We start from the raw sequence: 20,148 nt of genomic DNA, 5'->3' as shown, positions 1-20,148 counted from the left end.
CCGACACGGAAGGACAGTGGACTGCCGGGAAACCCCCGGACTCCCACTGACCCCACCAGGCCGCAGCTCCGCCCCCGGTGACCCCGATGCCCCCGGTGACCCCAATGACCTCGCCGCCCCCGCCGACCCTGCCGGGCCCGCCGCCCCCGCCCCCGCCGACCCCGCCAGCCCCGCCGGCCCCGCCGGGCCCGGCTCCCGGCAGTCCCCGGCCGGCGCTCCCGACCCCAACCCCGCCGGGCCCTTCCCGTCGTACGCTGAGGTGATGAGAACTCCTCGGCAGGCAGCGCGGATTGTCATCCTCTCCCCCAGCGGATCGGTGTTCCTCTTCCGGGAGAACAACATCGAGGTCGGGATCCACTGGCTGCCGCCCGGCGGGGGGATGGATCCCGGGGAGACCCCTGAGGAGTGCGTGCGGCGGGAGTTGCGGGAGGAGACCGGGTGGACCGATCTCGTGCCGCAGCGGCTGCTGTGCACCTGGGAGCACGACTTCACCCATCAAGGGATCCCCGTACGGCAGCACGAGCACATCTACGTCACCACCGGCCCACGCCGCGATCCCGTCCCCGAGTCGCCCGACGCTCACTGGCGGTGGCTGTCGCAGCAGGCCCTGGCCTCGCTCGGGGAGCCCTTGTGGCCGCCGCGACTCGCCGAGCTGCTGGCCGACCCCCCGGCCGAGACCGTCCATCTCGGCCTGGTGGGTCACCAGGACCGTACGGTGACGTGAGTCACCGGGCGCCGGCGATCCATCGCCGGACGGCCGCGTTGGTGGGGCCGTCCAGGGCGGAGACGGCCTCGATGGCGTGAAGGTCCCCGGCGAGCGGTGGGATGCCGGCCGCGGTCAGTGCGGCGTGCAGCTCAAGGCGCCGGTAGTGCGCTGCGCTGATGCGGCCGTGAGGCCCCTCCTCCGGGTCCGGGATGGGCACGGAGCTCGGGAGGCGGGCGTCGGCCATGCCCTCCGCAACCTCGAAGGCCCTTACGCCGGGATAGCGGTAGGGGTCGAGCGTCTCCTGCGGTTTGGGCACGTGCGGGGAATCGCGCCACTTCATGCGAGGGCCTCCTGGAGTCTGCCTGGCGGTGGGGAAGTTGAGGCGGGGTCGGTAACGGCGCGATGGGGGACGGGTGCTCACACCCCCTGTTCCTGCAGGGCTTGGGCGCCCGCTGCGATCACCTCGGCGAGCTGGTTGGCGACGGCGACGCTGCAGCCGCCGAGACGGACGAACCCGCGGGCGCCCACGGGCCCGTCGTTGGCCAGGGAGGGGAGCACCATTCCCGCCAGTGCGAGGGCCGCCTGGAGATTGGTGGCGGCGTCCAGGCCTGCCTGGTACGCGGCGTCCTGGAGCCGCTTGTACCGGATTTGTTCAACGTATGAGGGCTCGTACGCCATGGTTGCTGTCCTCTCTCAGTGAGCGGTGCGGGAGTGCCTGGGGACGGGTACGGGGCAGCGCTCGGCGGCCGTCGCGACTGGATTGCGGACCGCCCGTGACTTATCGGATTCGGTTGTCGTTCCTCAGATGAAAACGATCACTACGACGGGCTCTGGAAAGGACCACGTTCTCCATGCGGTCAGAGACTGTCGCGCCTTCGTCCCCGGCGCCCTACGCGGTGGCGCCCACTCCCTCCTCGTCGGCGCGGCCACGACCGGTTCGGCGGACTGCGGCCCTCTCCGGTCCGGCGTCCCCGCGCTTCGCAACCGCGCCGCCACGGCCTTCACCGTCCTCGACCGCACCCGGCGAGCGCCTGCCGGGCGCGGAACTTCGCGCGGGCGGCGCACCGGTGTCGGCCTGGGACTTCCCGAACGTGGGCGTCAAGCCCCGTAGTGGAGTCTGGGAGCCGGGGAGGGCCTGGAGTTGCGGTGCCGCGGGGTCGGCTGGCGGGGCGGCCGGGTGAGCGTGATCTGGCGGACGAGCTGCTGGAAGCAGGCGAGCGCGGCGATGGCGGGCAGGGTCGCCGCGGCCTGCGCGGGAAGCGTCCTCGGCGCCTGGGCCACGCACAGGAGTGTGGCCAGGGTCGAGAACAACAGGACGATGGACCAGGAGTGGACGGCGCGGCGCTGGTGCAGGGCCGCCCTGAGGATGGACAGCGAGGCGACCATCCAGGGGCCGTAGATCAGCAGCGGCCACCAGCTGACCACGTCGTGGCCGGTGTGGGGTACGGCGCTGTGCCGTAGGGCGTCGCAGATGGCGAGCCCGCTGAAGATGCTCACGACGGCGGCGATGAGCGCGACCAGCACGGCGGTGCACATGCTGCCCGTGCGCATCAGGGCCATTGCCGGCGCCTTCGCCTTGACGGCCCGACGCCGGTGCCCGGCGGACGCTTGCGCCTGTACCCGCCCGATGCCGGGCGGTCCGGTCACCAGCCCGGTGGCGCTCAGCGCGTCGTTCACTTCGTCGAAGACGACCCGGTCCAGGGACTCCGTCTGATCGCCCATGCTTCCCTGAAGCAGACAGGCGAGCTCCTCCGCCGGATCCCACGCGCCGTTCTCCTGGGCCGCCCCGAGTGGCGAAAACCCCATACCGAGGTGCGTTTCGGCATCGGACGCCTGCCGTACCGTGCGGGCGTCCGCCTGGGTGGGGAAGCCGGTCCAGTCGTGATGGCCGTATGGTTCATACACGGGATTCCTGCCTCAATCGGCCGTCGGTGCTGCACATCCCGGATACAGCCGCGCCGTGTGACCGCCGATTGAACTCGTGGCGGATCGAACTCATCGCTTCAAGGAAATCCTCGAAGATCGAGGACGAGTAATTCAGCTCGATTTTCAGACCTTCATGATGCAGAGCCGCGTTCCCGCCCTGGGCTCGGTCAGATGAAGCCGGTGTGAATGTCCACTTACCCATCCGGGCGCCCCCTGTGCGAACGGGGACATCCTCCTCTTCTGAAAGCCGATGAAAGATTGCACCGAGGTTTGCGGTTGTCATAGTCCAACCAACGCTTCCGGCGCCGGGCAGGGTGTGAGCCATGCGGGTGATGATGGCGGAGCGCACGCGTACGGACCGTTTCCCCTAGCCGCTCCCGCAGTCGCGGCAGACCGCCAGGATCAGGGTTCGCCGCAGCTCAGGGCAGTGATGCCGAGCGGTGGGCCGGGGTGGATCAGGGGGCCGGCTCGCGCCGGCCGGCCTCCTCCTCGCGCGGGTTTCGGTGTCGCCTGTGTGGGGGTCGTGCGACCGCCGTGCTGCCGGGCCGGCACGTTTTCGCCCGGCCTGCCCCCCGGACCGGCCACCCACGAAAATAGGAATTTACTGCAACCCGACAGGGTGCTGCACATGGCTTTAATGAGAGCGCGGGGCATAACTCTGCATATGCCGCTGCGTTATGTGGAGATGTTGCCGAGGGCTCGACCGCGGGCCCCGTTGTGCGAATCACCCGAAGGGACCCGCTGTGGCAGACATGTTGGTGAGGCTCGCGCTGATCTGTGCCGTACTAGGTGCGTTCTGGAGCGCAATGGCGTCGTCGGGGGTGGGCCGCATGCGACACAAGGACGCCCTCGAACTGAGGCGCCAGCAGCGCTTCAAGTGCGTCTTGGAAGGGAATGCGAATGCCCCCTGGCTCTTCCAGCACGAAGTCCCGGAGGCTGTCGCGCCGGTGCGAGAACCCGTCGGCAGGGCGACGTGTTCTGCCTGCGGAGCCCTGGCGGGGTGGGAAAGCGGGGCCCGTGGCTGAGCGTCGGCGCCGCCCACCGCTCACCGCTCACCGCTCACGAGGGTCGCGCGTAGATCCGGACGGTGTCGCGGATGAACTGGCGGCTCCGTTAGGGTGCGAGTGCCTGCGCCTGTGCCTGTGCCTGTGCCTGGAGTTGGCCGTACAGGAAGCGGTGGGGCCGGCGGTCCGCGGGCTTCTCCGGGTAGAGGTCGCTGACGTACCCGAAGCCGACCGCATCGCGGTCACCGGTGACCTTGCAGCGGGCGCACAACCGCCTTACATGTTCGACCTGTTGACCGCAGCGGCTCAGTGGGCCGTCGCTGTCGCCTTCGCGTACAGCGTCGCCGCGTACTCGCCCAGGATCGTGCTCGTCGAGACGTCGTCCGTGTCGCCGCCCGTCAGAATCCCGATGATCTTGCCGTCCTTCGCGAGCCAGGCGCTGCCGCTCGTACCGCCCGGGAAGTCCGCGCAGTCGAATCGCTGTTCGGTCGGGGTTTCGCGGATCGCCGACGCCGTGCACGTACGCGGGACCTTGCGGTCCGCCGGGTAGCCGGTGACGGTGATCTCCTCGCCCGAGCGGCCCGTGGTGTCCAGGGTCGCGGCGCCGGTGATCTCCTCGATGTTGCGGCCCGAGGCGTCCGGGGCGAGGCGGGCGAACGCGAGGTCGTAGTCGTCGTCCGAGCCCTCGGACCAGCGGGAGTCCTCGAAGACCTCCTCGATGGTCCAGGCGCCGTACGGGGCTCCGCCGTTCGCGTACGCGGGTGCGAAGACCGCTCCTCCACCATCGGGCTTTCCGGCGAGCAGGCAGTGTCCGGCGGTGACGATCATGTTCTTGCCCGGGCTGTGCACGACGGTGGCGGTGCAGAAGTGGTCACCCTGCACGCCGCCTTCGAACAGGGCGCCGGTGAAGGCGGCGGGGCTGCCCGGTCGGGGCGTTCCCGAGGTGTTCAGCTGCGGTTGCTTCGCTGCTTGCGATCGCGAAGGCGTGCTCGGCGAAGGCTTCGCCGGGGCCGCCGCCTTGACCGGCGCCTCCGACCGGCCCTCCGCGGCCGGCACCACCTTAGTCATGGCAGCGGACGCACCCAGCGCCGCCACCGCGCACAACACCCCGGTCACCACGGTCCGCTTGTCCACCGTCACCGCCCCTCCCACTTTGCTCTGGCGAAGCATGCCTTGATCTTCGCCCTCGCCGCAAGGGGACCCCCGGCCCCCCTAGGCTCCCGCCCACAGGCCGTCCGGCGTCAGGCCCAGCAGGTCGATCGCGTTGCCGCGGACGATGCGCTCCACCAGCGCGGGGTCCAAGTGGGACATCTGGGCTTGCCCCACCTCCCGGGACTTCGGCCACGTCGAGTCCGAGTGCGGGTAGTCGGTCTCGTAGAGGACGTTCGCGACGCCGATCGAGTCCAGGTTCTTCAGGCCGAAGGGGTCGTCGAAGAAGCAGCCGAAGACGTGCTCCGCGAAGAGCTCCGAGGGCGGGCGGTGCACCTTGTCCGCGACCCCGCCCCAGGCGCGGTTCTCCTCCCACACCACGTCGGCGCGCTCCAGGATGTACGGGATCCAGCCGATCTGGCCCTCCGCGTACATGATCTTGAGGTTCGGGAAGCGCTCGAACTTGCCGCTCATCAGCCAGTCGACCATCGAGAAGCAGCAGTTGGCGAAGGTGATGGTGGAGCCGACCGCGGGCGGCGCGTCCGCCGAGGTGGACGGCATGCGCGAGGAGGAGCCGATGTGCATCGCGATGACCGTGCCGGTCTCGTCGCACGCCTGGAGGAAGGGGTCCCACTCGTCGGTGTGGACGGACGGGAGGCCCAGGTGCGGCGGTATCTCCGAGAAGGCGACCGCGCGCACGCCGCGCTCCGCGTTGCGGCGGACCTCGGCGGCGGCCAGCCGGGCGTCCCAAAGGGGGATCAGGGTCAGCGGGATCAGACGGCCGCGGGCTTCCGGGCCGCACCACTCCTCCACCATCCAGTCGTTGTACGCCCGTACGCCGAGCAGGCCGAGCTCGCGGTCCTTGGCCTCGGTGAAGGTCTGGCCGCAGAAGCGGGGGAAGGTCGGGAAGCAGAGCGCCGACTGGACGTGGTTGACGTCCATGTCGGCGAGGCGTTCGGGAACCGAGAAGGAGCCCGGGCGCATCTGCTCGTACGTGATGACTTCGAGTTTGATCTCGTCGCGGTCGTAGCCGACGGCGGTGTCAAGGCGGGTGAGCGGTCGGTGCAGGTCCTCGTACACCCACCAGTCGCCGATCGGGCCGTCGTCACCCCTGGCCCCCATGACGGGCGCGAACTTCCCGCCGAGGAAGGTCATTTCCTTCAGGGGGGCGCGGACGATCCGGGGGCCGGTGTCCTGGTATTTGGACGGGAGCCGGTCCCGCCAGACGTGGGGAGGCTCAACCGTGTGGTCGTCCACCGAGATGATCTTCGGGAAGGTCTCCATGCGGACTACGGTAGCGCTGATCTGACGAACCGTCAGCTAGTTGGGGGGTGATCGGTCCGACACGGGCTGACGGGTAAGCGCAAGACAGGGCAGACTGGCCCTTACACCGACGGAAGGCAGGGGGGACGACAGATGGACGGCATACCGGCCATCCCGCACCAGCGGAACCACCCCGAGGCAGCCCGGCGCCACTCCGCTGCCGCGCCGGACGCCACGACCGGGGCTCGGCCTGACGTCACGGCCGCGCGCGCCGCAGACGCCCGGGCCGGCACGCATGCCCCGGACGCCCCGACCGGCACGCCCTTCACCGGCTCCCCGGCCGCCGCGCACACCGCGGCCGCGGTCGCAGCCGCCACCGACCCCACCACCGCACCCGACGCCTGCCGCTTCGCCGTCCTCGGCCCCATCCGCGCCTGGCGCGGCGGCGAGGTCCTGCCCTCCGGCACCCCCCAGCAGCGCGCCCTGCTCGCCGCGCTCCTGCTGCGCGGCGGCCGCACCGCCACCGCGCCAGAGCTGATCGACGCCATCTGGGGCGAGGACCCCCCGCAGCAGGCCCTCGCCACGATCCGTACGTACGCCTCCCGCCTGCGCAAGGTCCTCGCGCCCGGCATGCTCGTCACCGAGTCCGGCGGCTACGCCATCCACACCCCCGCCGACGCCCTCGACCTCGGCGTCGCGCGCAGCCTCGCCGCCGACGCCGACCACGCGCGCGGCTCCGGCGACCGCAGCCTCGCCCGTACGCTGCTCGGCCGCGCCCTCGACCTGTGGGACGGCGAACCGCTCGCCGGGGTCCCCGGCCCGCACGCCGACACCGAGCGGACCCGGCTCGCCGAATGGCGCCTCCAGTTGCTGGAGACCCGCCTCGACCTCGACCTGGAGGTCGGCCACCACGCCGAGGCCGTCTCCGAGCTCACCGCCCTCACCGCTGCCCACCCGCTGCGCGAACGGCTGCGCGAGCTCCTCATGCTCGCCCTGTACCGCAGCGGCCGCCAGGCCGAGGCACTCGCCGTGTACGCCGACACCCGCCGGCTCCTCGCCGACGAACTCGGCGTCGACCCCCGCCCCGAACTCTCCGCCCTCCAGCAGCGCATCCTGCGCGCGGACGCCGAACTCGCGTGCGCGGAGGCCCCGGCCCCGGCCGCCGCACCCGCCCTCGTGAGGCCAGCCCAATTGCCCGCCACCGTCGCCGACTTCACCGGCCGTGCCACCTTCGTCAGCGAGCTCGGCGAGATCCTGTCCGGCGCCGACGGCCAGGTCATGGCCGTCTCCGCGCTCGCCGGCATCGGCGGCGTCGGCAAGACCACCCTCGCCGTGCACGTCGCCCACGCCGCGCGCCCGCACTTCCCCGACGGCCAGCTCTACGCCGACCTCCAGGGCACCGAGCCGCGGCCGGCCGAGCCCGTCGCCGTCCTCGGCTCCTTCCTGCGCGCCCTGGGCACCCCCGACACGGCCATCCCGGACAGCGCCGCCGAGCGGGCCGCGCTCTACCGCTCCACGCTCGACGGCCGCCGCGTCCTGGTGCTGCTCGACAACGCCCGCGACGCCGCCCAGGTCCGCCCGCTGCTGCCGGGCACCGCGGGCTGCGCCGCGCTCGTCACCAGCCGGGTCCGCATGGCGGGCCTCGCCGGGGCCCATCTCGTAGACCTCGACGTGATGAGCCCCGAGGAGGCCCTCCAGCTGTTCACCCGGATCGTGGGCACGGAGCGGGTAGGCGCCGAACGCCAGGCCGCCCTCGACGTGGTCGGCGCCTGCGGGTTCCTGCCGCTCGCCATCCGCATCGCGGCCTCCCGGCTCGCCGCCCGCCGCACCTGGACCGTGTCCGTCCTCGCCGCGAAGCTGGCGGACGAGCGCCGCCGCCTCGACGAGCTCCAGGCCGGCGACCTCGCCGTCAAGGCCACCTTCGAGCTCGGCTACGGGCAGCTGGAGCCCGAGCAGCAGCGCGCGTTCCGCCTCCTCGGCCTCGCCGACGGGCCCGACATCTCGCTGGCCGCCGCGGCCGCCGCACTGGACCTGCCCGAGTACGACACCGAGGACCTCCTCGAAGCCTTAGTGGACTGCTCCCTCCTCGAATCGGCCGCGCCCGGCCGCTATCGCTTCCACGACCTCGTACGCCTCTACGCGCGTGCGTGCGCCGACCGTGACGAGCAGCCGCCGAGCAGCCGGGACGCCGCCCTCGACCGGCTGCTGGACTTCTACCTCGCCACCGCCTCCGCGGTGTACGCGGTGGAGCGCCCCGGCGACCGGCTCCCGGCCCACCTGTCCGCCACCCACTACCCCGGGCTGCGCTTCGCCGAGCCGCGCGCCGCCCTCGACTGGCTGTACGCCGAGGCGGACCCGCTGCTGGCGTGCGTCCGGCAGGCCTCCGTACGCTCGACCGGGCGGGCGGACGTACTGCGCCGGGCCGTCGACCTGCTGTGGGCGGCGAAGGACCTCGCCGAGTCGGGGGCCAACTCCAAGCAGTACGAGTCCGCCGCCGTGGCCCTGCGCGACGCCGCCCACGCGGCGAAGGACCCGCACGCGGAGGGCCGGGCCCGGACCACCCTCACCAACGCCCACCTGGTCGCGGGCCGCTTCGGCGAGGCCGACGAGGAAGCCCGCCAGGCCATGGACCTCGCCCGCGAGGCCGGCGACCCGCTGCCCAGCTGCTGGGCGCCCAACGACCGCGGGATCATCGCCCTCTACCAGGGGCGGCACGCCGACGGCGAGCGGTACCTGCTGGAGGCCATCGAGAACTTCCGCGCCGACGGCAACCACATCGGCGAGGCCAGCGCGCTGTGCAACCTCTCCCGGATCCACGTCGAACTGGGCCGGCTGACCAGCGCCATCGACCTCGCCGAGCAGGGCATCGCCATATACGACCGGATGGGCCTGACGCTGCGCCTGGCCAACGGCCGCTACGCCCTGGGCATCGCCCTCACCCAGGCCGGGCGGCTCGGCGAGGCGCAGGAGCAGCTCACCGAGGCGCTCTCGCTGTTCCACGACAACCGGCAGCCGCTGTGGGAGGGCGTGACGCACTTCCGGCTCGCCGTGGCCCATCTGGCCGCGCACCGGCCCACGCTGGCCGCCGCGCACGCCGAGCAGGCCATCGCGCTGCGCGGGATCGGCGGCGAGTGGCGGCGGGCGACCGTGCTGACGGTGCTGGGCAAGGCGCTGCGCAGGCTGGGGCAGCGGGACCGGGCGCGGGTGTGCTGGCGGGACGCCGAGGTCGTGTTCAAACAGCTGAAGTCGGCGGAACTGGCTGAAGTACAAGCCCTGTTGGCTGCGGAGATAGCGGCCTGAGCTGCACCGATCGTCGGCCGGTCGTGCGCTGATCGGCGGATGAACGAGGCATTCATCGTTCGTTTATCGCCGCCCGCCAGGATAGGTACATCGACTCACCGCGTCGGGGGGCGCGAGAGTCGGCTGGAGGACCACCCGTTCGGCGGTCCGCGGGGGAATCGCCGAACGGGCCCGACCCATCCATCAGGAGAACCGATGACGACGAACGAGAACATCCTGCCGAACGACGGCGACATCAGGCCGATGGACAACCACGCGTCCGGCATCGAGATCAAGCCGCTCGACGACAGCCTTGCACCGGGCGTCGACATCACGCCGATGGACAACCACGCCTCCGGCATCGAGATCAAGCCGCAGGAGAAGCCGGCTTCGGGCGAGGACATCGTCGCGATGGACAACCACGCGTCCGGTCCGCGTCCGTAGGACGTCCCACGGGGGATGACGGGGACGGGGGGCCGGTTCCACGGGGGATACGGGGAGCCGGTGCCAACGGGGGGCCACGGGGGGGATTCGGGGGAACCCGCCGTGGCGACGGGGGAGCACGACCCGCCGGGGTCACGGGGGACCCGGGGGAGCACGACCAACGGGGGAGCACCACAAGGACGGCGGCCGCGGTGGCCCGGAGGGGGAGCCACCGCGGCCGCCGTCGCATGCCCGGGTTCATTCATGCCCGGGTTCAATTCACCCCCGGGTTCACCCCCGGGTTCACCCCCGGGTTCACGCCCGGGTTCACGCCCGGGTTCACGCCCGGGTTCACGCCCGGGTTCATGCCCGGGTCCGGGCGGCGGGAGCAGCCGCCGGGCGGGGCCCCTCACGCTCCGCGCCTCACTAGGCTGGACCCGTGTTCACCTCACAGGGACCCACCGTCCGCGAGCTCGCAGTCCAGGCCCTCTCGTCCGTCGAGCGCGGGTACGACCTGCTCTCGCCCAAGTTCGACCAGACCCCCTTCCGCACCCCCGACCGCATGCTCGACGCCGTCGAGGAGACGCTCGCCCAGCGGGAGGGGTCCTTCGGGGCAGGGCTCGACGTGTGCTGCGGGACCGGAGCCGGGCTCGGGATGCTGCGGCGGCTGTGCCGGGGCCGGGTGACCGGGGTGGACCTGAGCGCGGGCATGCTGGCCGAGGCCGCGCGGGCCCATCCCGACGAGCGCGTCGACCTCGTACGGGCCGACGCGCTGGCGCTGCCGCCCGGGCTGGCGGGTTCGTACGACCTGGCCGTCAGCTTCGGGGCCTTCGGTCACTTCCTGCCGGCCGAGCGGCCCGCCCTCTTCGCCGGCGTCCACACCGCGCTGCGCCCGGGCGGCCTCTTCGCGTTCCCGATCGGGGCTCCGATCCCGCCGACCTCCCCCGTGTGGTGGGCGGTGGCGGGCTTCGACGCCGCGATGCGGGTGCGCAACGCCGTGTGGCGGCCGCCGTTCGTCATGTACTACCGGACCTTCCCGCTGGGCGGCGTCCGCGCCGACCTGCGCGCGGCCGGCTTCACGGTGGAGACCGCCCCCCTGGAGCACTTCGGGCGCCGCCCCGACGGAACCCCCCGCTGGCGCCTCCTCCTGGCCCGCAAGCCCGCCTGACGCCCGTCGGCCCGGCCCCCGCGGCGGGGGCCGGGCCGACGGGCACTGCGGGTCAGCGCAGGGTGAAGGGCGCCACGTGGGTCGTGGTGTCCGCTCCGCTGATCGTGAATTCGAGGTTGTAGTTGCCGTTGGGAAGGCCGCTCGTGCTGACGGGGAGGCTGTAGCCGGAGGCCAGCGGGCTGTAGACCATCCGGGCGCCGACGGTCCTCGTGGCGGGGCCGGTGATCCGGGTGGCCGTCACGGTGATGCCGGAGCTGGAGAGGTTGTTGCCGTTCGCGTCGCAGATCCGCAGGGAGATCACGACCTGGCCGAGCAGGCGGACCGGCCGGGCCGGGTCGTAGAGCAGGCAGATCCGGTACGCGACGGTGTAGTTGACGCTCTTCGCGGCCGGGTTCGTGGCGACGTCCTTGGCGTTCACCGTGAACGTGTGCGAGCCGAGGGTGGAGGTGTCGATCGGGCTGCCGTTGGGGACGGTGCCGACGCAGCTCGCCACGCCGGAGGTGGCGTCCGTGCAGGAGTAGGACGCGGTGACGGACTGCCGGTACAGGTACGTGCCGGCCACCGGGCGGACGATGGTGATCGTCGGCGCCACCGTGTCGAGCCGCACCGTGATCGTCTGCGGCGCCGAGGTGTTGCCCGCGTTGTCGGTGGCGGTGTACGTCACGGTGGTCACGCCGTTCACCGTGACCGGGACGGCCGCGTTCGCTCCGGACACGGTGGTGGACGCGATGGGCTGGGCGCCGCTCGCACTGTAGGTGATCTTCTGGATGCCGGAGCCGCAGGACCCGTCAGCGGCGGTGATGTTGACGGTGGCCGGGCTGGTGGTGTTCCATCCGGCCCCGTTCGGTGCCGGTGAGGTGCTCGCGGAGGCGGTCGGCGCGGAGGTGTCCGCGTCGTACGTGAAGCGGTCGGCGGCGGTGACCGGGCTGGTGCCGTTGGGCGTGGTCACGGTGACGTCGACCGTACCCCGTGCCTGCGGGGGCACCTGCGCGGTCAGCTCCTCCGGCCCGGTGACGTTCACGTTCGTCGCGGCCACCGAGCCGAACGCGACGGTGGTGCCGCTCGTCGGGAACTCCGTGCCGCGCACGGTCACGGTGTTCACGCACTGCGCCAGTTCCGGCGCGTGGTCGGGGGTGACGCTCGTGACGGTCGGCGGGGACAGCGTGACGCGGTCCATCGCGGTGCCCCAGTCGCCGCCGAAGACCCCGGTGTCGCCGGTGGCTCCGATCTGCTGGACCGTCCAGACGTCCTTGGGGTTGCTCGGGTCGCGCGCGGTGCCGGAGTAGTCGCCCCAGCGGCTGTCGCCGTTGCAGCGGCAGGCGTACGCCTGCGTGCCCGCGGCGTAGAAGTCGCCGAAGGTGGTGGCCGGGAAGTTGCCGCCCGGCACTGCGATCGCGACGGCGGTGGCGAACATCGTGGACGAGGATGCCGTGAAGCCCGAGAACAGGTCGTCCTCGTCGTTCAGGGTCAACGAGCCGTAGTAGATGTCTCCGCCCACGAGGCCGAGGTCGAGGTTGGTCGCCAGGCTCTGGCCGCCGCCGGTGGCGATCTGGACGTAGCGCTGGCAGTTGTGGACCGCGGTGTCGCCGACGGGCGTGCAGCTGACGTTGAAGACGCCCCACAGGTGGTTGTTCTGCCACGCGACCGAGAGCATCCGGCCGTCGTTCGTCGTGATGGCGGCGTCGCCCCCGGGCGGCTGAGCCGCGCATCCCCGTTCGCCGCCACACGTCGGTGGTGGGGGCGCGGTTCCGATGGCGATGGTGTTCAGGGTGCGGTTGACCGCGCTGACGCCGGGCACGCCGGTGATCGTGGACACCACCACGTTGGTGCCCTGGTGCGTCATCGAGAGCTGATCGTTGATGCCCGACAGCGAGGTGGCCGGGACGACGTCGTCCAGGCTGTCGTCCTGTGCGAACGTCGTGACGTTGATCGTGCCGCCGGCCAGCAGGTCCGCCTTGTTGACGACCACGTTCACCTCGCCCAGGAACACCTCGGGGTCGACTCCGACGTCGAAGTTGTTCCAGCTCAGCGTGACCTTGTCGTTGCTGTACCCGAGCAGCGGCCGGTCCTGCTGGACGTTGGAGCTGTTGCTTCCGACGTTGTACACGGTCCAGTGTCCGCGGGGGTCGGAGCTGTCGCTGACCGCGACGTCGACCTCGTCGCCGTTCGACAGGATCCCCTCGTACGAGGCGAAGAACCGGCCGGCCCCCGCGTCGTAGTGCACCCGCGGATCCCCGCCCGTGTCCGCCGCGAACCCGAAGAAGGCACCCAGGTCGAAGGGCGCGCCCACCGCGCTGCCGGCCTTGTCGTAGATCTGGCCGGACCGGTTCACGACCTGGACGATGTAGGTGGGTCCCACCGCGAGGTTGGTGTCGGAGGGAACGATGGTGTCGACGTTCCCGAGCGTGGGGAATGTCTTCAGCCGCTCCACGACGGCCGAGGACGGCGCCGCCTTCCGCGGCGTCCCGCCCTTCGGAGTCAGCAGCGCGGTGGTGACCGGCAGACTCGGCTGGCGCATCGGTCCCACGGGCGCCCGCCGCTCCGGAGGCGCGAGGTAGCGCCGCATCTGGGGCTGGGCGGTGCGCTGGGGACGGGGCAGTGCGCTCACGTCCACGCGCTGCTTCACCTCGGCCCGCGACAGCGTCCCCCCGCCTCCCGAAGGCGAGGGGACGCCGGCCGAGGCCGGTGCGCCGGGGCGCGGTTCGGCGGGCGCCGCGGCGGCGGCCGGTGCGGCCGCGGTGAGGGTCACGGTCAGTGCGAGCAGGAGCGCACGCGACCAGCCGCGCGCGGTACGCGTCCAGCGCCGCGTCATGCGCCGGTTCATTCGGAGGATCCGTCTCGTCGACACGGGCTCCCCCCTTCGGTCCTTGTCGGGGGTACGGTTCCGCCGGCGGATCGGCAGCGGGCGGTCGTGGTCCTGCGGTAGCCGATGATCACGACCGGCTACCTATCGGATGGAGCCGCCGTGGAAGTCCGTTCTGCCGCAGGAACTGCCGACGCTTTCCCCCGCACGGCCTACTTCGCGGCGCGCAGCTCCCGTTTCAGGACCTTTCCGCTCGCGTTGCGCGGCAGCTCGGCGACGAACTCGACCGTGCGCGGGACCTTGTAGTTGGCCATCTCCCGGCGGGACCAGGCGATCAGGTCGTCGGCGGTGAGGGTGGCGCCCGGGCGGCGCACCGCGTACGCCTTGCCGACCTCGCCGAGGCGCGGGTCGGGGACGCCGACGACGGCGATGTCGGCGATGTCCGGGTGCAGGCCGAGGAGTTGCTCTATCTCGGCGGGGTAGGCGTTGAATCCGCCGACGATGAACATGTCCTTGATCCGGTCGGTGATGCGCAGGTTGCCGTCGGCGTCGAGGACCCCGACGTCGCCGGTGCGCAGCCAGCCGTCGGGGGTGATCGCGGCGGCGGTCTCGGCCGGGTCCTCGAAGTAGCCCTGCATGACGTGGTGGCCGCGGACCCACACCTCCCCCGCGGTGCCGGCGGGCGAGGCCTGGCCGTGCTGGTCGGCGACCTTCACCTCGGTGTCCGGGATGGCGCGTCCCGAGGTGGAGGCGATGACCTCGGCCGGGTCGCCGCGGCGGCACATCGTGACGATGCCGCTGGCCTCGGAGAGCCCGTACGCGGTGAGCACGGTGGAGATGTGCAGTTCGCCGCGGAGCCGCTCCACGAGCTGGAGCGGGACGACGGCGGCGCCGGTGACCACCAGGCGCAGCGCCGACAGGTCGTGGTGGTTGCGCTGCGGGTGGTCGAGGAGGGACTGGTGGAGGGTGGGCGGGCCGGGGAGTACGGAGATCCGCTCGGCGGCGATGTTGGCGAGGGCGGTGTCCACGTTGAAGACGGGTTGCGGGACCATCGTGGCCCCGCGCATCAGGCAGGCGATGATGCCGGCCTTGTAGCCGAAGGTGTGGAAGAAGGGGTTCACGATCAGGTAGCGGTCGCCCTCGCGCAGGCCGGCGAGCCCGCTCCACACGTCGTAGCAGCGCAGCGACTGGGCGTGGGTGATGACGGCGCCCTTGGGGCTGCCCGTGGTGCCCGAGGTGAAGATGATGTCGGAGGGGGCGTCGGGGCGGATCGACTCGGCGCGCTCGCGCACGGTCTCGGCTCCGACCCCGTCCCCGCCGGCCAGGAACTCCTTCCAGGTGCGGAAGTCGTCCGGGGCGTCCTCGGCGAGCACGACGACCTGTTCGAGGTGCGGCAGCCCGGGCAGCGGCCCGCGGCCCTCCCCTTCGGCGGCGGCGCGGCGCAGGGAGGCGACGTACGAGGTGCCGAGGAAGGTGCCGGTGACGAACAGGAGCCTGGCCCGGCTGCGCCGCAGGACGTACGCGGCTTCGGAGCCTTTGAAACGGGTGTTGAGGGGGACGAGGACGGCGCCCGCGGAGACCGCGCCGAGCGCGGAGACGATCCACTCCAGGGTGTTGGGGGCCCAGACGGCGACGCGGTCCCCCGGCTCGATCCCGGCGCCGATCGCGGCGGCCGCGGCCCGCTCCACGCGCTCGCCGAGCTGTGCGTAGCTGATGCGCACGCGCCCGTCGACGACGGCCTCGCGGTCGGCGTACCGTGCGGCCGCAGCGCGCACCAGTCCCGCGATGCTGCCCCAGCGCAGATCCCCCCGCGCGTCTTCGGTCATCGCACACCCCTCCCGATAGCTGACTATCCGTCAGATTAGCTGTAGCCTTCGCGGCTGTCAGTACTGGTGCAGCTCCGGAGGTGGCGATGGCGGCAACGCTCAAGGACGCTACGGCGATAGTCGGGATAGGCCAGACCGCCTTTGCCAAACGACTTCCCGAGTCCGAGAAGGAATTGGCCTGCCGCGCCGTCCTCGCGGCCCTCGCGGACGCCGGAATAGCGCCCTCCGAGGTCGACGCCTTCTCCTCGTACACGATGGAGGAGACCGACGAGGTCGAGGTCGCCAAGGCCATCGGCGCCGGCGACGTCACCTTCTTCTCCAAGATCGGCTACGGCGGGGGCGGTTCCTGCGCCACCGTCGGCCACCTCGCGGCCGCCGTCGCCACCGGGCAGGCGAGCGTGGGCGTCGCCTGGCGCTCGCGCAAACGCGGCTCCGGCCCCCGCCCCTGGAAGAACACCGCGGTCCAGCTGCCCACCCCCGGCCAGTGGACCCGCCCCTTCGGACTGCTGCGCCCCGCCGACGAGATCGGCATGCTGGCCCGGCGCTACATGCACGAGTACGGGGCCACCCGCGACCACCTCTTCAACGTCGCGATGGCCTGCCGCAACCGGGCCAACGAGAACCCGGCCGCGATGATGTACGAGCGCCCGCTGACCCGCGAGATGTACATGACCTCGCGCATGATCAGCGACCCGCTCTGCCTCTTCGACAACTGCCTGGAGACCGACGGGGCGCTCGCCTGCGTGATCGTCTCCGCCGAACGGGCCCGCGACTGCCGCCGCAAGCCCGTGTACGTCCACTCCGTCGCCCAGGGCCTGCCGGCCCAGCACCACGGCATGGTCAACTACTGGAACGACGACCCGCTGTCCGGCCCCGCCTGGACCGCCGCCCGGCACCTGTGGAAGCACGCCGACTTCGGGCCGCAGGACGTGGACGTGGCCCAGATATACGACGCCTTCACCCCGCTCATCCCGCTGTCCCTGGAGGGCTACGGCTTCTGCGGGCGCGGCGAGGGCGCCGCCTTCACCGAGGGCGGGGCCCTGGAGACGGGCGGCCGGCTCCCGATCAACACGGGGGGCGGCGGGCTGTCCGAGGCCTACGTACACGGCTTCAACCTGATCAACGAGGGCGTCAAGCAGCTCCGGGGAACCTCCACCGCCCAGGTGCCGGACGCCGCGACCTGCCTGGTGACGGCGGGCGAGGGTGTCCCGACGTCCGCGATCCTGCTGCGAGCCTGAGGAGCGAGCGACGATGACGACGACCCCGGCACCGACCCCGGACACCGCCCCGGGCGCAGCCCCCCACACCGCGCCAGGCACCACCCCCGGCACCGTTTCGGCCGACGGCCTGCTGCTGCCCGTCCCCGACGAGGACGGCGCCCCGTTCTGGGAGTACGCCGCCCGCGGCGAACTCCGCGTCCAGGCCTGCGCCGCCTGCGGCCGGCTCCGCTTCCCGCCCCGCCCCTGCTGCCCGCACTGCCAGTCGTTCGACTCCGAGTGGCGGCCGATGAGCGGCCGGGGCCGGATCTGGTCGTACGTCCTGCCGCACCCGCCACTGCTGCCCGCCTACGCCGCGCAGGCCCCGTACAACGTGATCCTCGTGGAGCTCTCCGACGCCCCGCACATCCGCCTCGCCGGGAACCTGGTCACCTCGGCCGACGCCCCGCTGGACTCGGTGGACCCGGCGCGGCTGCGCATCGGCGCCCGCGTGCAGGTGGCGTTCACCGAGGCGGGCGGGATGGCCGTACCGCGCTGGATCCTGGAGACGCCGTGACGCTGCGGGTGGAGCGGGACAAGGAGAGCGGGGTCGCGGTCGTCACACTGGACCGGGAGCGCAAGCACAACGCGATCGACCTGGCGACGGCCGCCGAACTGGCCGCGGTGTGGCGGGAGTTCCGGCACGCGGACGACGTAAGGGCGGTGGTGCTGACCGGCGCCGGGCGGGCGGCCTTCTGCACGGGCGTCGACCGCGGGGTGGAGGTGCCGCAGCCGTCCTCCCCGTACTCGGTGGACGACCCGCTGGTGGCCATCGGCCCGAAGGCGAACGACCTGTGGAAGCCGGTGGTCGCCGCCGTCAACGGCATGGCGTGCGGCGGGGCGTTCTACCTGCTGGGCGAGTCGGAGTTCATCGTCTCCTCCTCGTCCGCGACGTACTTCGACCCGCACACGACGTACGGGATGGTCAGCGCCTACGAGGCCGTGTACATGGCGCAGCGGATGCCGTTCGGGGAGGCCGCCCGGATGTCCCTGATGGGGACGGCGGAACGGCTCTCCGCGCGGCGGGCGTACGAGATCGGCCTGGTCTCGGAGCTGGCCGAGCCCGGGGAGCTGCTCCCGGCGGCGCTGCGGGCGGCGCAGACGCTGGCGGGCCATCCGACGGAGGCCGTGCAGGGCACCGTACGGGCCCTGTGGTCGGCGAAGCAGGCCGCGCTGGCGCAGGCACTGGCGCAGGCTCCGGCGCTGATCTCGCTGGGGAACCTGCCGCCGGAGCGGCAGGCGGACCTGTTCACGGGGCGCCGGGCGGCACCGGAGCCGCGGATCCGCTAGCCGGACGCCGGCCGGACGCCCGGCCACCCCCTAGTTGACGGTACCGACCACGCAGGCACTGACCTCGGCGGCCTTGTCCGCCTGGGCCATCTTGGCGGTGACGGTCCGGGTCTCGCGGGCCTTGAGCGAGACCGGGACGGTGGTCCGCTCCACGACGCCGCTCGCGCCCTGGAAGACGACCGGGACGTTGACGAGCCGGGTGGTGTCGACGTCGGAGGTCACCTTGAGGACGGCCTCCGGCTTGCCGGGCCCGGCGCAGGTGACGACCGAGGCGTGTGCGGGTGCACCGGCACTCTTGGTGGGCGAGGGGGTCGACTTCCCGCTGCCGCTGCCGCTGCCGTTGCTGCTGTTGCTGTTGCTGTTGCTGTCGTAGCTGCTCCGCTTCTTGGAGCTGGAGCAGCCGCCTCCGCTGCTGCCGCTGCTCTTCGAGCCGTGCCCGTGTCCGTGCCCGCTCGACGAAAACCCGGTGAGCGCGAACACGACCGCGACCAGCACCGCCGTGAACCTGATCCGACGTCCAGCCACCATGGCCCGAAACCCCTCCCCTGGACAACGGCGGGCCACGCTATCACCGCTTGTCGCCTCTCCAGTTGCCATGCATATGATCAAACCCGGCCAACGGGGAGGCGCACCATGTCCGGTTCCTTGCGGCGCAGTCGAAGGTGAAGACGCTGTAAAAGCTGTAAGGGGATCCGGTGCTGACCTATTACGAAGTCATGACCACGGACCTGGGACTGCTGACGACGGCAGCCACCAAATGGGACGAAATGGCGGGCGAGCTGAAGAAGGTCGAGACCCGCTACGGAGACACCGTGCAGAAGGTCGCCGTGGGCGGTGAGACCTGGAACGGCGTCAGCCAGCAGACCGCCCGCACGAACTTCACGGCGACCCGGTACGAGTACACGGCCGCGCAGACCCAGGCCAAGGCGATCGCGAGCCTGCTGCGGGACGCACACACGCAGTTCGCCGACCTGAAGAAGAAGCTGGAGAGCGCACGCGACGATGCGATAGCCGCCGGCATGACGGTCTCCGAACAGGGCCGCGTCGCTTTCGACTGGGGCAAGCTCACGCCCTCCGAGCGCAGTGCCTACCACCACGACCCCGACGGCCAGAAGACGATCAGCGACGCCGTCACCAAGTGGCAGAAGCACATCGACGACCGGGTGAAGGCCGTCGACGAGCTCGACCAGAACGTCAAACTCGCGCTCAGCGCCGAAGTCGTCGACAGCAACAAGGACGCCTTCGGCAAGGGCGCCGACGAGACGCTCAACGGCTTCAACGCCGGCGCCGAGGGCAACCTGGACAAGGCCGTCAAGGAAGCCAAGGCGGCCCGGGCCGACGAAGCGGACGTCAAGACGAAGGAAGACTCGGTCACGGTGACCGGGCCGGACGCCGGCATCAAAGTCACCGGCGTCAAGAACGGCAAGGAGGGCCAGGTCAAGGCCTACGCCGACCTCTTCCACGCGACAGCGAAGGGCGAGACGACGATGGGCGGGGTCAAGCTCTCCGGCGTCGACGACTTCGTCATCGGAGCCCGGGGCTCCGCGAGCTACGGCTTCACCGACAAGGGCCTCAACGGCAAGGCGGAGGTGTCCGCCGGCGTCCGTACGCTGACGAGCGTCAACGCCGAGTACGGGTACCTCGGCGCCAACGGGCGCGTCGAGGGCTTCGCCGGCGGCGAGGCCCAGGTCAGCGCAGGTGCCGGCAAGGACGGCTTCAACGCCGGCGCGAAGGCGTTCGCCGGCGGCAAGGCCAGCGCCGCGGGCGGCGGGGAGCTCGCCGGGATCGGCGCCGGCGGCACCGCCGAAGGCTGGGTCGGTGCGGGCGCGGAGGCCAAGGCGACCTTCGGCAAGGGCGAAGACGGCAAGTGGCACATCGGCGGCAAGGTGGGCCTCGCCGTCGGGGTCGGCGGCTCCGTGGGCGGCGAGTTCACGGTCGACCCCGACAAGGTCGGCGACGCCTTCGGCGATGCGGCCGACGCGGTCGGGGACTTCGCGGGCGGGGTCAAGGACACCGTGGGCGGATGGTTCGACTGATGTACGTTTCCGGGGAACC

Annotated in this window: 18 protein-coding genes; 8 read left to right on the top strand and 10 right to left on the bottom strand. The window is 71.8% G+C overall.

Annotation, left to right across the window (positions count from 1 at the left end):
* The coding region (locus ACIBAD_RS23235) for an NUDIX hydrolase (RefSeq protein WP_398908228.1) at window positions 1-724 on the top strand (724 nt) is incomplete at its 5' end.
* A 1-nt stretch (window position 725) separates the two neighbouring features.
* Here the strand turns inward: ACIBAD_RS23235 and ACIBAD_RS23230 are convergent.
* The 7 genes from ACIBAD_RS23230 to ACIBAD_RS23200 all read right to left on the bottom strand — a co-directional run bounded on the left by ACIBAD_RS23230 (window position 726) and on the right by ACIBAD_RS23200 (window position 6,069).
* Complete coding sequence (locus tag ACIBAD_RS23230) at window positions 726-1,046, bottom strand: hypothetical protein (protein ID WP_134073535.1); 321 nt, start codon at window positions 1,044-1,046, stop codon at window positions 726-728.
* Between the two features lie 77 nt (window positions 1,047-1,123).
* On the bottom strand, window positions 1,124-1,384 hold the full coding sequence (locus tag ACIBAD_RS23225; protein WP_398908226.1) for a hypothetical protein: 261 nt from the start codon (window positions 1,382-1,384) through the stop codon (window positions 1,124-1,126).
* A gap of 420 nt (window positions 1,385-1,804) precedes the next feature.
* Window positions 1,805-2,428 carry a hypothetical protein gene (locus ACIBAD_RS23220; RefSeq protein WP_398908225.1) on the bottom strand — a complete coding sequence of 208 codons (624 nt, stop codon included), beginning with the start codon at window positions 2,426-2,428 and terminating at the stop codon, window positions 1,805-1,807.
* A gap of 175 nt (window positions 2,429-2,603) precedes the next feature.
* Window positions 2,604-2,957, bottom strand: coding sequence for a hypothetical protein (locus ACIBAD_RS23215; protein WP_134073531.1), 354 nt, complete (start codon window positions 2,955-2,957; stop codon window positions 2,604-2,606).
* 788 nt (window positions 2,958-3,745) lie between these two features.
* Window positions 3,746-3,907 carry a hypothetical protein gene (locus tag ACIBAD_RS23210; RefSeq protein WP_398908224.1) on the bottom strand — a complete coding sequence of 54 codons (162 nt, stop codon included), beginning with the start codon at window positions 3,905-3,907 and terminating at the stop codon, window positions 3,746-3,748.
* Between the two features lie 35 nt (window positions 3,908-3,942).
* The gene (locus ACIBAD_RS23205; protein ID WP_134073529.1) at window positions 3,943-4,806 is read right to left on the bottom strand and encodes a trypsin-like serine protease; all 864 of its coding nucleotides are present in this window, start codon (window positions 4,804-4,806) and stop codon (window positions 3,943-3,945) included.
* Window positions 4,807-4,848: 42 nt separating this feature from the next.
* Window positions 4,849-6,069, bottom strand: coding sequence for an amidohydrolase family protein (locus tag ACIBAD_RS23200; protein ID WP_134073527.1), 1,221 nt, complete (start codon window positions 6,067-6,069; stop codon window positions 4,849-4,851).
* Between the two features lie 132 nt (window positions 6,070-6,201).
* Between ACIBAD_RS23200 and ACIBAD_RS23195 the strand changes: the two genes are divergently transcribed.
* The 3 genes from ACIBAD_RS23195 to ACIBAD_RS23185 all read left to right on the top strand — a co-directional run bounded on the left by ACIBAD_RS23195 (window position 6,202) and on the right by ACIBAD_RS23185 (window position 10,918).
* On the top strand, window positions 6,202-9,348 hold the full coding sequence (locus ACIBAD_RS23195; RefSeq protein ID WP_398908223.1) for a BTAD domain-containing putative transcriptional regulator: 3,147 nt from the start codon (window positions 6,202-6,204) through the stop codon (window positions 9,346-9,348).
* A gap of 195 nt (window positions 9,349-9,543) precedes the next feature.
* A complete protein-coding gene (locus tag ACIBAD_RS23190) occupies window positions 9,544-9,771 on the top strand; it encodes a hypothetical protein (protein ID WP_134073524.1) in 228 nt (75 codons plus the stop codon).
* A gap of 418 nt (window positions 9,772-10,189) precedes the next feature.
* On the top strand, window positions 10,190-10,918 hold the full coding sequence (locus ACIBAD_RS23185; RefSeq protein ID WP_398908222.1) for a class I SAM-dependent methyltransferase: 729 nt from the start codon (window positions 10,190-10,192) through the stop codon (window positions 10,916-10,918).
* A gap of 52 nt (window positions 10,919-10,970) precedes the next feature.
* Here ACIBAD_RS23185 and ACIBAD_RS23180 read toward each other — a convergent pair whose 3' ends face one another.
* Both ACIBAD_RS23180 and ACIBAD_RS23175 read right to left on the bottom strand, forming a co-directional pair.
* Window positions 10,971-13,742: an IPT/TIG domain-containing protein gene (locus ACIBAD_RS23180; RefSeq protein ID WP_398908221.1), complete on the bottom strand. Its 2,772-nt coding sequence runs from the start codon at window positions 13,740-13,742 to the stop codon at window positions 10,971-10,973.
* Window positions 13,743-13,933: 191 nt separating this feature from the next.
* Complete coding sequence (locus ACIBAD_RS23175) at window positions 13,934-15,547, bottom strand: FadD3 family acyl-CoA ligase (RefSeq protein WP_398908220.1); 1,614 nt, start codon at window positions 15,545-15,547, stop codon at window positions 13,934-13,936.
* A gap of 86 nt (window positions 15,548-15,633) precedes the next feature.
* Between ACIBAD_RS23175 and ACIBAD_RS23170 the strand changes: the two genes are divergently transcribed.
* The 3 genes from ACIBAD_RS23170 to ACIBAD_RS23160 all read left to right on the top strand — a co-directional run bounded on the left by ACIBAD_RS23170 (window position 15,634) and on the right by ACIBAD_RS23160 (window position 18,093).
* Complete coding sequence (locus ACIBAD_RS23170) at window positions 15,634-16,785, top strand: lipid-transfer protein (RefSeq protein WP_134073518.1); 1,152 nt, start codon at window positions 15,634-15,636, stop codon at window positions 16,783-16,785.
* A gap of 109 nt (window positions 16,786-16,894) precedes the next feature.
* A complete protein-coding gene (locus ACIBAD_RS23165) occupies window positions 16,895-17,320 on the top strand; it encodes a Zn-ribbon domain-containing OB-fold protein (RefSeq protein WP_398908238.1) in 426 nt (141 codons plus the stop codon).
* On the top strand, window positions 17,317-18,093 hold the full coding sequence (locus tag ACIBAD_RS23160; protein ID WP_398908219.1) for an enoyl-CoA hydratase/isomerase family protein: 777 nt from the start codon (window positions 17,317-17,319) through the stop codon (window positions 18,091-18,093). Before ACIBAD_RS23165 ends, ACIBAD_RS23160 begins: the two co-directional genes overlap by 4 nt.
* Before the next feature lie 30 nt (window positions 18,094-18,123).
* On the opposite strand, the gene ACIBAD_RS23155 is transcribed toward ACIBAD_RS23160, so the two are convergent.
* Entirely contained in the window at window positions 18,124-18,621 is a 498-nt protein-coding gene (locus tag ACIBAD_RS23155; protein WP_398908218.1) for a hypothetical protein, read from the bottom strand.
* 188 nt (window positions 18,622-18,809) lie between these two features.
* On the opposite strand from ACIBAD_RS23155, the gene ACIBAD_RS23150 reads away from it, so the two are divergent.
* Complete coding sequence (locus ACIBAD_RS23150) at window positions 18,810-20,129, top strand: hypothetical protein (protein WP_398908217.1); 1,320 nt, start codon at window positions 18,810-18,812, stop codon at window positions 20,127-20,129.
* Window positions 20,130-20,148: the final 19 nt, after the last annotated feature.

Source organism: Streptomyces sp. NPDC051109, assembly GCF_044455885.1.
Classification (GTDB): domain Bacteria; phylum Actinomycetota; class Actinomycetes; order Streptomycetales; family Streptomycetaceae; genus Streptomyces.
The sequence above is the reverse complement of the archived record's forward strand: the minus strand, read 5'-3'. Positions and strand labels throughout refer to the sequence as shown.

Bases quoted from the DNA above. Each gene is read 5' to 3' on its own strand.
- ACIBAD_RS23230 (WP_134073535.1), bottom strand. From the start codon at position 1,046: ATGAAGTGGCGCGATTCCCCGCACGTGCCCAAACCGCAGGAGACGCTC.
- ACIBAD_RS23225 (WP_398908226.1), bottom strand. From the start codon at position 1,384: ATGGCGTACGAGCCCTCATACGTTGAACAAATCCGGTACAAGCGGCTC.
- ACIBAD_RS23220 (WP_398908225.1), bottom strand. From the start codon at position 2,428: ATGGGCGATCAGACGGAGTCCCTGGACCGGGTCGTCTTCGACGAAGTG.
- ACIBAD_RS23215 (WP_134073531.1), bottom strand. From the start codon at position 2,957: ATGGCTCACACCCTGCCCGGCGCCGGAAGCGTTGGTTGGACTATGACA.
- ACIBAD_RS23205 (WP_134073529.1), bottom strand. From the start codon at position 4,806: ATGCTTCGCCAGAGCAAAGTGGGAGGGGCGGTGACGGTGGACAAGCGG.
- ACIBAD_RS23200 (WP_134073527.1), bottom strand. From the start codon at position 6,069: ATGGAGACCTTCCCGAAGATCATCTCGGTGGACGACCACACGGTTGAG.
- ACIBAD_RS23195 (WP_398908223.1), top strand. From the start codon at position 6,202: ATGGACGGCATACCGGCCATCCCGCACCAGCGGAACCACCCCGAGGCA.
- ACIBAD_RS23190 (WP_134073524.1), top strand. From the start codon at position 9,544: ATGACGACGAACGAGAACATCCTGCCGAACGACGGCGACATCAGGCCG.
- ACIBAD_RS23180 (WP_398908221.1), bottom strand. From the start codon at position 13,742: ATGAACCGGCGCATGACGCGGCGCTGGACGCGTACCGCGCGCGGCTGG.
- ACIBAD_RS23175 (WP_398908220.1), bottom strand. From the start codon at position 15,547: ATGACCGAAGACGCGCGGGGGGATCTGCGCTGGGGCAGCATCGCGGGA.
- ACIBAD_RS23170 (WP_134073518.1), top strand. From the start codon at position 15,634: ATGGCGGCAACGCTCAAGGACGCTACGGCGATAGTCGGGATAGGCCAG.
- ACIBAD_RS23155 (WP_398908218.1), bottom strand. From the start codon at position 18,621: ATGGTGGCTGGACGTCGGATCAGGTTCACGGCGGTGCTGGTCGCGGTC.
- ACIBAD_RS23150 (WP_398908217.1), top strand. From the start codon at position 18,810: ATGACCACGGACCTGGGACTGCTGACGACGGCAGCCACCAAATGGGAC.